Below are 14,428 nucleotides of genomic sequence, written 5' to 3' on the forward strand. Positions count from 1 at the left end.
ATTGAGACTTTTAAAATGACCGACAACACCATCAATAAAGCTTTCGAAGCCGAGTGCCAGGCAGAAATCGCGCGTCAGGGCGACGACCAGAAACTCACCGGCCTGGCCCGGGATTTCTTCAACGAATCGGCCAAGCACAAGTACAGCTACCACTTCTCGTGGATGGGCCGTCCGATCATCCAGTTGCCGCAAGACATGCTGGCGATGCAAGAGATCATCTGGAACGTCAAGCCGGACCTGGTGATTGAATGCGGCATCGCCCACGGCGGCTCGATCATCTACTACGCGTCCCTGCTGGAACTGCAAGGCCACGGCGAAGTACTGGGCATCGACCTGGACATCCGTCCGCACAACCGCGAAGCCATCGAAAGCCACCCGATGAGCAAGCGCATCAAAATGATCGAAGGCTCGAGCATCGACCCGGCAATCGCCGCTCAGGTGCGTGCTGCCGCCGAAGGCAAGAAAGTCATCGTGGTGCTGGACTCCAACCACACCCACGACCACGTGCTGGAAGAGCTGCGTCTCTACGCGCCACTGGTTTCCGTCGACAGCTACTGCGTGGTGATGGACACCGTGGTTGAAGACATGCCGGCCGATTTCTTCCCTGACCGTCCTTGGGGCCCGGGCGATAACCCGAAAACCGCCGTGTGGAAATACCTCGAAGAGAACAAGGATTTCGAGATCGACCAGCAGATGCAAAACAAACTGCTGCTCACCGTGGCACCGGACGGTTACCTGCGTCGCGTTCGTTAATTTCGGCACATCATTAAAGCGTTAACCAGGCGTTTCGCCGGTCGTGGGAGAGGTTATGCAAGGCAAGTCCGTTTCTGAGCACATGTTGCCGTTGAATGAGCTGCTGACGGTGGTGTTGATTTCCCACAACCGTCCGGCTTTTTTGCGCAGGGCGATGAAGTATTACGGCGACTTGCCTTGCAAAGTCCTGGTGCTCGATTCCGCCACCGAGTATTTCCAGGGCGAAATCCCCGACGTCGAATACCGTCATGTGCCGCAGTTTGCCTACAGTGGCTTCCAGGCCAAGATCGCCTATGGCGTGGAGCAAGTGACCACGCCGTACATGGTGCTGGCGGCCGACGATGACTTCATCGTGCACGAGGCGCTGGCCGAGTCGGTGGACTTCCTCGAAGCCAATCGCGACTACGGGATGTGCCACGGCTATTGCCTGATGTACCTGACCCTCGCCGGCAACGTGAGCTATTACCGTCGCGACAAAAAGGTCTGCGAGGACTATTCCTCCGAGCGGCCGCAGGATCGCGTGGTCGAGTACATGCGCCAGTACCTGCCGCCGTTCTACGCAGTGACCCGCACTTCGCTGATGAAATCCTGGTATGCGCTGTTGCCGCCGGGCACCAGTTTCCAATGGCAGGAAATCGGTCACGTCTACTACATGCTGGCGTGCGCCAAGGCGCGGATCCTGCCGACCGCTTATGTGGTGCGCGAGATCAACTATGGCAACTCCGAGCACAACACCGAGGTGTATCACTCGCTGACCTACACCGATGCCAAATCGGTGGCCGAGCGCGAGTCCTTTATCGAGTTCCTGGCCGCGTTGCCAACCGGCATCACCGACCTTGATCCGGCGCAGGGCAAAGCGTTTGTGCAAGAAAGTTTCGATGCCATGATCGACAGCCTGCAAACCGGCCGGGCGCTGACGGCGGAGTTGATTTTCGGGTCCCTCTGGAACAATGCCCTGAAGGAGCCCAAGCGTCGCTTCGGGCCGCAGCAATACGTCGAGATGCCTTTTTACAATCAGGCTTTTTTCGATCAGTTGACCCGCTTCGAATTTCTCCTGCATGCCATGCCGGCCGGCCGTCTCCAGCTCGAAGAACTGGAAGGCGTATGGACCCGCCAGGAACACTTGCTGAGCCCGCGCAACAACGATACCCCGGAAAGCGTGGTTGACCGTTTGTGGCAGGCCTACGACGCCAACGCGTTCAACCGTACGGTGGTCAAGCGTCTGGTGGCGCAACTGGAACTGCTGGGCGAAGACGAAGAAGCGCAGTCGATGCGTGACTGGAGCGAGCGCATTGACGCGGTATCGGACGAGGATCATCGCCCGACGTTCGACACTATGCTGTCGGGTCGTCTGCTCAAGTGGCTGGAACCCCGTCAGCCTGACGCCTTGCAAGCCGAGTCGATTGCCCGGCACCTGGCGGCGAATGACGGCGGCCCACAGTTCGGCATTTTCCTGTTGGACCTGGATAACAACGTCGACAAATTGCAGGTCACCCTCGATAGCCTGCTCGAAGGTCACAGCAAAGCATTCAAGGTCGTGGTGTTCACCACCGGCGAAGCCCCGGCGGCGACCACGGCACAAAACACCCTGCACTTTGTCCGGGTCACACAGAGCAATTTCGTCGACAAGCTGAACCTGAGCGCCGCTCAGTCGCCGTGTGACTGGCTGCTGCTGGCGGAGGCGGGCGATGAGTTCACTGCCGGCGGCCTGCTGCGCGCCAGCCTGGAACTGCTGTCCGCCGCCGACGTTCGCGCCGTGGCCACCGATGAAATCCAGCGCACCGACAACGGCGCCCTGGTGGATGTGTTCCGTCCCGGCTTCAACCTTGACCTGCTGCAAAGCCTGCCCGCCTTGATGGCGCGGCACTGGCTGATCCGTCGCGACGTGTTGATCGAGGCCGGTGGCTACCAACCTGACTTCAGCAAGGCGCTGGAATTCGATCTGCTGCTGCGCATCATCGAGACGGGTGGCCTGAGTGGCCTGGCCCACCTCGACGAGCCCTTGCTGATCGCCCGGGCTCCGGTGCTGGAAGACAATGCCCACGAGCGCCTGGCCTTGCTGCGTCATCTGGGCAACCGTGGCTACAAAGCCAAGGTCACCTCGGCGACGCCTGGCACCTACCAGATTGATTACCGCCATACCGAACGTCCGCTGGTGTCGATCATTATCCCGGCCGGGGACGATCTGGCGGTGTTGCAACAGTGCCTGCAAGGTGTGTTGCTGCGTACCCGCTACACCCGCTATGAAGTACTGATCGCGGTCAACCCGAATCAGTCTTCCGAGGTCAACGATTGGCTTGGGGCCCATCAGCACGCCAAAGTGCACGTGCTGCGCGCCGATCGACCGCTGAACAATGTGGCGTTGTACAACGCCGCCAGCCAGCAGGCCCAAGGTGAATATCTGGTGCTGCTGGCCACCGACAGTGAATTGGTCAACCCGAACTGGATCGAGTCGCTGCTCAACCATGCCCAGCGTCCGGAGGTGGGTATCGTCGGTGCCAAACTGGTCGATCGTGAAGGCAAGGTCACGCAAGCCGGTTTGATCCTGGGGCTGAATGGCGGCGTCGGTTCGGCCTTTACCGGCCAGCGCTATGACGCCAGCGGCAGCTATCTGCAGCGATTGGTGCTGGAGCAGAACTACTCGGCAGTGTCGAAGGTGTGCCTGATGGTGCGCAAAGAACTGTTTGACGCCTTGGGTGGCCTGGATGACGTGACGTTCGCCGAAGGCTTGAGCGACGTCGATCTGTGCCTCAAGGCCGGCCAGGCCGGTTACCTCACGGTGTGGACGCCGCTGGTGCAGGTCGTTCATCCGGGTGTGGTGCCTCAGGCGCCACAGGTACTCGACGCCTTGCGTGACAAATGGGCCGCCGCGTTTGCTCAGGATCAGGCCTACAACGCCAACCTGGCTCTTACCGGCAAAGGTTTCGCCTTGGGTGAAAGCACTTCGATCAACTGGGCACAGTTGATCGCCTAAAAGGATTCACGGCATGTTCAACGGTAAATCGATTTTCATCTCGGGCGGCACAGGGTCGTTCGGGCGCAACTTCATCCGCCGCTTGCTGGAGCAATACCAGCCCAAGCGCGTGGTGGTGTTCTCCCGGGACGAACTCAAGCAGTACGAGATGCAGCAGACGTTCAACGCTCCGTGCATGCGTTACTTCCTTGGTGACGTGCGCGACGCCGAGCGTTTGCGCCAGGCCATGCGCGGCATCGATTACGTGGTGCATGCCGCCGCCCTCAAGCAGGTGCCGGCCGCCGAGTACAACCCGACCGAATGCATCCGCACCAACGTCAACGGCGCGGAAAACATCATCGCTGCCGCCATCGATAATGGCGTCAAGCAGGTGGTCGCGCTGTCCACTGACAAGGCCGCCAGCCCGATCAACCTGTACGGCGCGACCAAGCTGCTGTCGGACAAACTGTTCGTGGCCGCCAACAACATCGCCGGCGAACAGCAGACCCGTTTTGCCGTGGTGCGCTACGGCAACGTGGCCGGCTCGCGCGGCTCGGTGGTGCCGTTTTTCAGCAAGCTGATCAACGAGGGCGCCACCGAATTGCCGATTACCGATGAACGCATGACGCGGTTCTGGATCACCCTCGATCACGGCGTGCAGTTTGTGCTCGACAGCTTCGCCCGGATGCACGGCGGTGAAGTGTTCGTGCCGAAGATCCCGTCGATTCGCATTGTCGATCTGGCGCGAGGCATGGCCGAACATTTGCCGCACAAACACGTGGGGATTCGTCCGGGTGAAAAGCTGCATGAGCTGATGGTGCCGCTGGACGATGCGCGCATGACGCTTGAGTTCGCTGATCACTACACCATCCAGCCGTCGATCCGCTTCACCAGCGTCGACGTGGATTTTGCCGTGGACAAATTGGGCGAGCAGGGCAAACCGGTCAGCGAAGATTTCGAGTACCGCTCCGACACCAATCCGCATTACCTGTCGGTCGGCCAGATTGCCGATCTGCACGCGGACCTGTCGGCATGATTCCCTACGGTCGGCAAAGTCTCGATCAGGCCGACATCGATGCGGTAGTCGCCGTGTTGCAGTCCGACTGGCTGACCCAGGGCCCGACCATCGAGCGTTTCGAACAGGCCATGGCCGAGCGTTGCCAGGCCGATTTCGCGGTGGCGGTGTGTAACGCCACGGCGGCGCTGCACATTGCTTGCCTGGCCGCTGGTCTCGGGCCGGGTGATCGGTTGTGGACCACGCCGAATACCTTTCTGGCCTCGGCCAATTGCGCACGTTACTGCGGCGCCGAGGTGGACTTTGTCGACATCGACCCGCTGACCTGGAACCTCGATGCCTACGCCCTGAAAGCCAAACTCGAAGCGGCGGAGGACAGCGGCACGCTGCCCAAAGTGCTGGTGGCGGTGGCGTTCTCCGGGCAGAGCTGCGACATGCGCATGCTCGCCGAACTGGCCGCGCGTTATGGCTTCACGATCATTGAGGACGCCTCCCACGCAGTCGGCGCGTCCTATGCCGGGCGCCCGGTGGGTTGTGGTGATTTCGCCGCGATGACGGTGTTCAGCTTTCACCCGGTGAAAATCATCACCAGCGCCGAAGGTGGCATGGTCCTGACCAATCGCCAGGACTTGGCCGAGCGCCTGCAACGCCTGCGCAGCCACGGCATGACCCGCGATCCCGCGCAGATGACCGAACCCAGCCACGGCCCCTGGTATTACCAGCAAGTGGAACTGGGCTTCAATTACCGCATCACCGACCTGCAAGCAGCGCTCGGGCTGTCACAGCTGAACAAACTGGATGACTTCATCGCGCGCCGACGTGAACTGGCGGCGCGGTATGACCGCTTGCTCGCGTACTTGCCGCTGACCTTGCCCAGCCCTCAGCCCGAGGCCGAGTCGGCGTGGCATCTTTACGTGGTGCGCTTGCAGCTGGATCGCATCAGCCTCAGCCATCGCCAGGTGTTCGAAGGGTTGCGAGCGGCCGGAGTGGGGGTGAACCTGCACTACATTCCGGTGCATTTGCAGCCGTACTACCGTGACTTGGGTTTTGCCGAAGGGGACTTCCCGCAGGCCGAGCGTTACTACGCCGAAGCCATCAGCCTGCCGCTGTTTCCGTTGCTCAGTGATGAGCAGCAGGATTATGTGGTTGAGCAATTGCGACGACTGACCGAATAAACGCCACGCCCCCGTAGGAGCTGCCGAAGGCTGCGATCTTTTGATCTTTTCAATATCGCCGAAAAACAAGATCAAAAGATCGCAGCCTTCGGCAGCTCCTACAGGGATAGCATCAGGTGCCATTGATCAGCAGATAAGAGTGTGCAATGCGTGAACTCAGTGAGCAGGAAAAATTCTGGCAGGGCGACTTCGGCAATCAATACGTCGACCGCAACGTCGGCCAACCGCTGGTAGCCGCCAACCTGGCGTTGTTTGCCAAGGCGTTGACCCGGGCCGGGCGGATTGAAAGTCTGGTGGAACTGGGCACCAACGCCGGCAACAATTTGCAGGCGTTGCATCAGTTGTTGCCACAGTGCGAGCTGTTCGGCGTGGAGATCAATGCCAGCGCCCATGCCCAGGCCCAGGCACTGGGGATCGCGCAGATCTGGCACGGCTCGTTGTTTGATTTCCCCCGCGAGCGTCGCTTTGACCTGACCCTGAGCAAAGGCGTGCTGATCCACTTGGCGCCGGAGCTGCTCTCGGCGGCCTACGCGCAGCTGTATGAATTGAGCCAGCGCTACATCCTGATCGCCGAGTACTACAACCCGGCGCCGGTCGAAGTCTCGTATCGCGGCAACAGCGGCAAGTTGTTCAAGCGTGATTTTGCCGGTGAGATGCTCGATCGTTATGATGACTTGCAACTGGTGGATTACGGTTTCGGTTACCACCGCGATCCGCAATTCCCCGTGGATGACATCACCTGGTTCCTTCTGGAAAAACGCCCTTGAACAACGTCGCAATCATCCCGGCCCGCGGTGGCAGCAAACGCATACCGCGCAAGAACCTCAAGCCGTTCGACGGCGTGCCGATGATTGCCCGTTCGATTAAAACCGCCCTCGATTCGGGGTTGTTCGCCCAAGTGGTGGTCAGCACCGATGACGAAGAAATCGCCGACCTTGCCCGGGCTTGCGGTGCGCAGGTGCCATTCATGCGGCCAGCGGCACTGGCAGATGATTTCACCGGCACGGCGGCGGTGATTGTTCATGCGATGCAAACGTTGCAGGGCCAGGAGTTTGATTTTGCCTGTTGCGTCTACGCCACGGCGCCACTGCTGCAAACGCGATTCCTGCAACAGGGCATGCAGTTGCTGGAGCAGCACCCGGACAAAGCTTTCGCGTTCTCGGTCTGCGACTTCGGTTTTCCGGTGCAGCGGGCCCTGACCCTTGATGATCAGGGTGCCTTGACCGCGCTGTACCCAGAGTTTCGTGAGACGCGCTCCCAGGACTTGCCGCCGGCCTATCAGGATGCCGGGCAGTTTTACTGGGGGCGCACCGATGCGTGGCTGCGCGGCGACGTGCTGTATTCACCGCGAAGCCTGCCGGTGATCCTGCCGCGCTATCTGGTGCAGGACATCGACACGCCTGAAGACTGGAAGCGCGCCGAATACCTGTATGCCGCTTTGAAGGCGGGCGGTGAATTGCAATGAGGGTGCTGATTCGCTCCGACGCCTCGCCAACCATTGGTAGCGGTCATATCGCGCGCTTGCTGCCCTTGGCCAGGACCTTGTGCAAACAAGGTGCGCACGTCGCTTTTGCCTGTCGTGAGTTGCCGGGCCATCGGCTGGACAGTCTGGCATCCGAAGGCTTTGAAGCGTTGCGTTTGCCCGATCACTATCCCGATGAAGATCCGCAGCAGGCCATCGAATCGATGCTGCCGTGGCAGGCGGACATTGCCGCGCTGGGCCTGGCACTGGAAAACCACGCGTCCTTCGACTGGATCATCGTCGACCACTACGGCCTCGATCATCGCTGGCAAACCGCCGCGCGGCGCTGGGCGCCTCGGATCGCAGTGGTGGATGATCTTGCGACGCGCACTTATGACGTCGATTTGCTGCTCAATCAGAATCTCTCGGGTTCTCCCGAAGCTTATGTCGGGTTGATTGGTGCCGATTGCCGAACCCTGTTCGGGCCTCGCTTCGCCATGCTGCGCGAAGAGTTCTGCTGCCCGGCGATAGAAATCAAACCCCGGGCCAGGCGCGTATTGGTGAACTTCGGCGGCTTCGATGCGGCGCGGCAAACCCATCACGCGATGTTGGCGCTGGCGGATTTTCATGAGCTGGAAGTCGACTTCGTCGCCGGGGCCCACAACCCGGCCTGGGAGACAATGCAAGCGCTGGCGGCTGATCGTCCGAACTGGCGCCTGCACAGTTTCGTCAGCGACTTTTATCGCTTGATGACCGAGGCCGACCTGTTTGTCGGCGCCGGTGGCGGCACCAGTTGGGAGCGGGCGGCCATGGGGCTGCCGACGATTTGCATTGCCGTGTCGAATAACCAGCAGGCCAATGGCGAGGTCATGGCCACTTCGGGCGCCCATGTATTCCTCGGGGCGCGTGAGCAGGTCAGTGTCGAGCAACTGCGCCAGGCCATCGGTTTTGTCGCCGGTAATCAGGGGTTGCGCCAGAGTCTGGCCGAGCGTTCCCGTCGGTTGGTCGATGGCCGTGGAGCGCAACGGGTGGCGGCCGCGCTGGTCGGTGCGGTGCTGCCGGTACGAGAGGCGACGTTGGACGATGCGCAATTGTTGTTCGAGGGGCGCAATGCCGACACCGTGCGGCGCTGGTCGCTGGACAGCCGCGTCATCGACTGGCCTGCGCATCAAGCCTGGCTGGCCGCAAGCCTGGACAATCCGCAACGGTTGCTGTTGATCGCCGAAGCGGGTGACGGTCCGGTGGGTGCGCTGCGTTATGACCTTCACGGTGCCAGCGCCGAAGTCTCGATTTATCTGTTCCAAGGGCGCTTTGGGCTGGGCTGGGGCAGGGCGCTACTGGCTCGCGGCGAAGCGTTCGTGAAGGCCCGTTGGCCGCAACTGCACACCATCACTGCTCAAGTATTACCTGCCAACCAGCCGTCGCTGAGTCTGTTTCGCGAAGCCGGTTTCACCCAGCATGCTTGCGCGTTCACCCGCGTTTTAAAGGATCACCGCAATGACTAGCTTCAAGATTGGCGAGCGCTTGATCGGTGCCGACGCGCCGCCATTCATCATTGCCGAGATGAGTGGCAACCATAACCAGTCGCTGGAGGTAGCCCTGCAAATCGTCGAGGCTGCGGCCAAGGCCGGCGCCCATGCCTTGAAACTGCAAACCTATACCGCCGAGACCATGACCCTGGACCTCGATGAAGGCGAGTTCTTCATCAAGGACCCGAACAGCCTGTGGACCGGCACTTCGTTGTACGCGTTATACGAGAAGGCTCATACGCCGTGGGAATGGCACGCACCGATTTTCGCTCGGGCCAAGGAGTTGGGCATGCTCGCCTTCTCGACGCCGTTCGACGATACGGCCGTGGACTTCCTCGAAAGCCTCGACGTGCCGGCCTATAAGATTGCCAGTTTCGAAAACACTGACTTGCCGCTGATCCGCCGGGTCGCCGCCACCGGCAAACCGCTGATCATCTCGACCGGCATGGCCAGCATCGCCGAGCTCGACGAAACCGTGCGTGCCGCCCGTGAGGCGGGTTGCAAGGATCTGGTGTTGCTCAAATGCACCAGTACCTACCCGGCGACGCCGGCCAACAGCAATGTGCGAACGATTCCTCATCTGCGCGAGTTGTTTGGTTGCGAAGTCGGGTTGTCGGATCACTCCATGGGCGTCGGCGTTTCTGTCGCGGCGGTGGCGCTCGGGGCGACGGTGGTGGAAAAACACTTCACCCTTGACCGTGCCGCTGGCGGGGTTGACGCCAGTTTCTCCCTGGAGCCTGCCGAACTGGCCAGCCTGGTGATCGAAACCGAGCGCGCCTGGCAAGCCATGGGGCAGGTGCATTACGGCGTGACCGAGGCCGAGCGCAAATCGCTGGTGTACCGCCGCTCGTTATACGTCACCCAGGACATGGCTGCCGGCGAAGCCTTCACCGTCGCCAATCTGCGGGCCATCCGCCCGGGCCTGGGGCTGGCGCCCAAACACGCTGAAAGCCTTCTGGGCCGCCGCGCTCGCCAGGCGATCAAGCGCGGAACCGCGCTGGACTGGTCCTTGGTCGAATAACCCTTGTCGGGTTGATTCGGCAAAATAGCGTGACCTGTGAGTCATAACGCGCATCTTCACTGTATTGTATTGACCGGGGAGATGGCGCCTGGCCCTTTATCGGGTCCAGTGATAGCCCTTGACGCTCCCCGCTGTCGCCCGTCGCGGGCGGCTGAAAATCTTTGTATGTCGGCGCCCCTCGAATCCTTGCGAGCGGTGGTATTGGGCTGTTTATTATTGGGAAGCCGTAATGATTGGCATAAAAAGCATTGCGAGCTACGTTCCTGTAGCCGGCGTGGACAATTACGCACAAGGTGCAAAATTCGAGAAGGATGAAGAGTTCATCCTGGGCAAGATCGGTTCGGCCTTCCTGCCGCGCAAAGACGCTGAGCAAGAAACCTCGGACCTGTGTGTCGAAGCAGCCAATGCGCTGTTCGCCAACAACCCTGATTTGAAACGTGAAGCCGTCGACGTGCTGATCGTTGTCACCCAGAACGGTGACGAAGAAGGCCTGCCACACACCGCCGCCATCGTGCAGGACAAGCTGGGCTTGTCGACTAACGTGGCAGCGTTCGATATTTCCCTGGGCTGCTCGGGTTATGTCTACGGGATCTACGCGATCAAGGGCTTCATGGAAGCCGCCGGCCTGAAGAACGGCCTGCTGATCACCGCCGATCCGTATTCGAAAATTGTCGACCCGGAAGACCGCAACACCACCATGCTGTTCGGCGATGCCGCCACCGCGACCTGGATGGGCGAGGGCGCGCCATGGCAGCTGGGCAAGGCCAAGTTCGGCACAGACGGTTCCGGCGCCCCGCATTTGAAGGTCACCGATGGCGTGTTCTATATGAACGGCCGTCAGGTCTTCAACTTCGCGCTGCTCAAGGTTCCGGCGCATTTGCATGAATTGCTCGATGAATCCGGCCTCAAGGCTGACGACATCGATGCCTTCTGCATTCACCAGGGCAGCGCGGCGATTGTCGATGCGGTGGCCCGGCGTTTCGAAGGCGAGCCGGAGAAGTTCATCAAGGACATGGTCGAGACCGGGAATACCGTGTCGTCGAGCATTCCGTTGTTGCTGGAAAAACACGTCCTGGACTCGGACTGGAAGCGCGTGGCGTTGAGCGGTTTTGGTGTAGGGCTGTCGTGGGGTTCGGCGATCATCTATCGTCCTTGACCCTGCTTGCGTAGGAGCTGCCGAAGGCTGCGATCTTTTGATCCTGTTTTTCGGCAATCTTGAAAAGATCAAGATCAAAAGATCGCAGCCTTCGGCAGCTCCTACAGGGTTGTTCTGCGGCCTTTTAAAATCAGAAGGCTGATACAAAAATAGCGTTCAAGGGTTAACCTTGAACGCTATTTTTTTGCCTGTAAGTACAGCGAGGCAGCATGAGCGACAGCTTTGACGACAATGCCCGGGTGATAGAACGGCGCTGGCCGACGCTCTATACGCGGTTGATGCTGGAAGACAGCACGGCCATCCAGGCCGAGTTGTCCGAAGGGCTGGGTTCGACGCTGAGTATCGGTGGCATCCAGCTCACCAGTCGGCATGACCGTGTGCATGAAGCCCGGGTGCAGGCGGCCAGCCTGCCGACGGACAAGGCGCGGTTACATGTCTATGGCACCGGCCTGGGGGATTTGCCCGCCGTGCTGCTTGAGCGCGACAACCTTGAGCGGCTGTATGTGCACATTCTCAACGGCGCCTTGTTTGCCTTGGTCCTGCAGCTGCTCGACCAGCGGCAATGGCTCGACGACCCTCGCGTGGAGTTGCTGTACGCCGGTGATCAACCGGATATCTACACACCGTTCTTTGCGCTGCCCTCCGAGATGGTGCTGGCGGACGACTTCAACGCGAAAATTCGCGATCGTCTGGTCAGTGAAGTGCACCTGAGCTTCAACAACCGTGATTTCGATCCGCAGTCCCCGGTGATTCTCCAGCGTTTGCAGGACAGCCTTGAACTGCTGCTCGCCGACGATGACGTCGCGCAACTGTTCGGAACCTGCGCCGGTCAGGAAATCTACGTGATCGCCACCGGGCCGAGTCTGGAAAGCCATTTCCAGCAATTGGCGGCGATTCGCGAACAGGCGCAGCGACCGCTGTTCGTTTGTGTCGACACCGCCTATCGACCGTTGCGCGAGCACGGGATCAAACCTGATCTGGTGGTGAGCATCGATCAGCGCATCAGTTTCCGGCATTTGCCTTTTGAGGACTCCGACGGCATTCCGCTGGTGTACCTGCCCATGAGCGATCCCGAGGTGTTGAAGGCCTGGAGGGGCAAGCGGTATGGCGGCTACTCGGCCAGCCCGGTCTATGCCTCGTTGCGACGCCAGTACGCCAGGGCGGAACTGTATGTGGGCGGCAGTGTGATTCACCCGGCCGTGGACCTGGCCGTGAAAATGGGCGCCGAGCGCATTACGTTGTTTGGCGCCGACTTTGCCTTCCCGATGAACAAGACCCATGCCGGCTGGAGTGATGGTGATCTGGGGCCCGGGGTGAATCTGGCCCGTCACTGGGTGCGCGACGGGCATGGCGAGCGGGTCCGCACGCAGCTGAATTTCCGTAGTTACCTGTGTGAGCTGGAGCGATACATCGCCGGACACCCTGAGGTGCGCTTCTATAACAGCAGTCGGGCGGGCGCGATGATTGCCGGCACGCGCTTCAATCAGGAGTTCGTGCAATGAGTGCACTGGAGCAATGCGTTGACGAGTGCCGGCAGTGCGCCGGACTGTTCCGCCTGGGCCGGGATGTCGAAGCGGCACTGGCCATGGTCGATGTGTTCGATGAGGCGCAGCGCTTGTTGTCGACGGCGCCTCGGGACATTCAGCTGAAATGGACGCAGGTACTCACTCAAATGCTCGCGTGCCAGGAGCGCCAGGATTGGTTGGGACTGGCCGACTTCATGGAATACGAACTGGTTGATTTGCTGGAAAGCGTCCAGCTTTGAAAGTCGACCAACGGCTCTGGTTGGGATGTTTGGGTGTCGGACGGTTTTATGGCGTCATTTTTCGGCTGGTGAGAGGCTGCTAAGCCTTTGTTTTCTAGGGGGTGGCAGTGTGATGGCAATATTTTTCAAAAAAGCCCTCAAGCAACCTGCATTTCCGACGATAACTATTACGAAGGTTCTCTAGGCCATACCCGGCGGTTGCCAGGGCCGGAAGCCGCAGTACCCAACCAACGAGGAATTCGTCATGGCTTTAACAGTAAACACCAACACCACGTCGTTGAACGTTCAGAAAAACCTGAACCGCGCTTCCGACGCTCTGTCGACTTCGATGTCTCGTCTTTCTTCCGGCCTGAAAATCAACAGCGCTAAAGACGATGCTGCCGGCCTGCAGATCTCCAACCGTATGTCCTCCCAGATCCGTGGCCAGAACGTTGCGGTAAAAAACGCCAACGACGGTATCTCGATGGCTCAGACCGCTGAAGGCGCTCTGCAAGAATCCACCAACATTCTGCAACGTATGCGTGAACTGGCTGTACAAGCACGTAACGGCACCAACGGCACTGCTGACCAGACCGCAACCAACGCCGAATTCGCTCAGATGTCTGACGAACTGACTCGTATCGCGGCTTCGACCAACCTGAACGGCAAGCAACTGCTGGACGGTTCGGCTGGCACCATGACCCTGCAAGTGGGTTCCAACACCGGTACTGCCAACCACATCGACCTGACCCTGAGCTCCAAGTTCGACGCCGTCAGCCTGTCCGTAGGTAGCGGTACTGTAGCTCTGACCGGTACCACCGCTGTTTCGGGTGCTGGCTCCGCTGCAACCAACATCGACAACGCGATCACCGCGATCGACGCTGCAATCGCTGCCATCGGTGCAACCCGTGCAAACCTGGGTGCTTCGCAAAACCGTCTGACCAGCACCATCTCCAACCTGCAAAACATCACTGAAAACGTTACTGCTGCTCAAGGTCGCGTACAAGATACCGACTTCGCCGCAGAAACCGCTAACCTGACCAAACAGCAAACTCTGCAACAAGCTTCCACCGCTGTTCTGGCCCAGGCTAACCAGCTGCCATCCGCTGTACTGAAACTGCTTCAGTAATATCGGATAGTGTTTTGGCGGGGGAGTGCGCTTGCGTGCTCTCTCGCTTTTTCCGTTTAAAAGGTTAAGAGGTGATGGTCATGGACATGAGCGTGAAGCTGAACTTGTCTTACCCGGCCGCTAAACCGGCGGTCAGCACTACCGATAAGCCGGCGGATGCGCCTCGCGCCGAAATTCCCCAGGCTGTCGCTGCAACTGCAAAAAGCTCGAATTCAGACAACTCGGACACTTCGGACAACTCGGATAAGTTGAAAATGGCCGTTCAGGAGATCGAAAAGTTTGTTCAGTCGGTCAAGCGTAACCTGGAGTTTTCCATCGACGAAACGTCCGGCAAGGTCATCGTCAAGGTGATTGCCAGCGAATCCGGTGAAGTGATTCGACAGATTCCGTCGGCCGAGGCCATGAAACTGGCTGAAAGCCTGCACAACGCCAGTAACGTTTTGTTCGATGCCAAAGCCTGACACTGGCATGAAACGTGTTTGTACGATCAT

The 14,428-nt window shown here is 59.8% G+C and carries 13 protein-coding genes; all 13 read left to right on the top strand.

Going from position 1 to position 14,428, the window contains the following annotated elements:
• The first annotated feature begins 15 nt into the window (after positions 1 to 15).
• The 13 genes from LOY68_RS08280 to LOY68_RS08340 all read left to right on the top strand — a co-directional run bounded on the left by LOY68_RS08280 (position 16) and on the right by LOY68_RS08340 (position 14,398).
• Positions 16 to 753 carry a cephalosporin hydroxylase family protein gene (locus tag LOY68_RS08280; RefSeq protein ID WP_163909055.1) on the top strand — a complete coding sequence of 246 codons (738 nt, stop codon included), beginning with the start codon at positions 16 to 18 and terminating at the stop codon, positions 751 to 753.
• 55 nt (positions 754 to 808) lie between these two features.
• Positions 809 to 3,727 carry a glycosyltransferase family 2 protein gene (locus LOY68_RS08285; protein WP_163909056.1) on the top strand — a complete coding sequence of 973 codons (2,919 nt, stop codon included), beginning with the start codon at positions 809 to 811 and terminating at the stop codon, positions 3,725 to 3,727.
• 13 nt (positions 3,728 to 3,740) lie between these two features.
• Complete coding sequence (gene pseB / locus LOY68_RS08290; protein WP_054049288.1) at positions 3,741 to 4,742, top strand: UDP-N-acetylglucosamine 4,6-dehydratase (inverting); 1,002 nt, start codon at positions 3,741 to 3,743, stop codon at positions 4,740 to 4,742.
• Positions 4,739 to 5,896, top strand: coding sequence for a UDP-4-amino-4,6-dideoxy-N-acetyl-beta-L-altrosamine transaminase (gene pseC / locus LOY68_RS08295; protein ID WP_265044110.1), 1,158 nt, complete (start codon positions 4,739 to 4,741; stop codon positions 5,894 to 5,896). The genes pseB and pseC overlap by 4 nt, the downstream gene beginning before the upstream one ends.
• 146 nt (positions 5,897 to 6,042) lie before the next feature.
• Positions 6,043 to 6,663, top strand: a complete 621-nt coding sequence (locus LOY68_RS08300) for a pseudaminic acid biosynthesis-associated methylase (RefSeq protein WP_265044112.1) — start codon at positions 6,043 to 6,045, stop codon at positions 6,661 to 6,663.
• Positions 6,660 to 7,361, top strand: coding sequence for a pseudaminic acid cytidylyltransferase (gene pseF, locus LOY68_RS08305; protein ID WP_265044114.1), 702 nt, complete (start codon positions 6,660 to 6,662; stop codon positions 7,359 to 7,361). The genes LOY68_RS08300 and pseF overlap by 4 nt, the downstream gene beginning before the upstream one ends.
• Positions 7,358 to 8,863 (top strand): UDP-2,4-diacetamido-2,4,6-trideoxy-beta-L-altropyranose hydrolase, encoded by a 1,506-nt coding sequence (pseG, locus tag LOY68_RS08310; RefSeq protein WP_265044116.1) that lies wholly within the window; start codon positions 7,358 to 7,360, stop codon positions 8,861 to 8,863. Before pseF ends, pseG begins: the two co-directional genes overlap by 4 nt.
• Positions 8,856 to 9,908 carry a pseudaminic acid synthase gene (gene pseI / locus LOY68_RS08315; RefSeq protein ID WP_054049298.1) on the top strand — a complete coding sequence of 351 codons (1,053 nt, stop codon included), beginning with the start codon at positions 8,856 to 8,858 and terminating at the stop codon, positions 9,906 to 9,908. Before pseG ends, pseI begins: the two co-directional genes overlap by 8 nt.
• A 229-nt stretch (positions 9,909 to 10,137) precedes the next feature.
• Positions 10,138 to 11,064 carry a ketoacyl-ACP synthase III gene (locus LOY68_RS08320; protein ID WP_265044118.1) on the top strand — a complete coding sequence of 309 codons (927 nt, stop codon included), beginning with the start codon at positions 10,138 to 10,140 and terminating at the stop codon, positions 11,062 to 11,064.
• A 209-nt stretch (positions 11,065 to 11,273) separates the two neighbouring features.
• Positions 11,274 to 12,566, top strand: a complete 1,293-nt coding sequence (locus tag LOY68_RS08325) for a motility associated factor glycosyltransferase family protein (RefSeq protein WP_265044120.1) — start codon at positions 11,274 to 11,276, stop codon at positions 12,564 to 12,566.
• Positions 12,563 to 12,829: a hypothetical protein gene (locus LOY68_RS08330; protein ID WP_054615756.1), complete on the top strand. Its 267-nt coding sequence runs from the start codon at positions 12,563 to 12,565 to the stop codon at positions 12,827 to 12,829. The genes LOY68_RS08325 and LOY68_RS08330 overlap by 4 nt, the downstream gene beginning before the upstream one ends.
• A 244-nt stretch (positions 12,830 to 13,073) precedes the next feature.
• Positions 13,074 to 13,937: a flagellin domain-containing protein gene (locus LOY68_RS08335; protein ID WP_123409194.1), complete on the top strand. Its 864-nt coding sequence runs from the start codon at positions 13,074 to 13,076 to the stop codon at positions 13,935 to 13,937.
• 80 nt (positions 13,938 to 14,017) lie between these two features.
• A complete protein-coding gene (locus LOY68_RS08340) occupies positions 14,018 to 14,398 on the top strand; it encodes a flagellar protein FlaG (RefSeq protein WP_163909064.1) in 381 nt (126 codons plus the stop codon).
• The last annotated feature ends 30 nt before the right edge of the window (positions 14,399 to 14,428 follow it).

This window comes from Pseudomonas sp. B21-053 (assembly GCF_026016365.1).
Lineage (GTDB): Bacteria > Pseudomonadota > Gammaproteobacteria > Pseudomonadales > Pseudomonadaceae > Aquipseudomonas > Aquipseudomonas nunensis.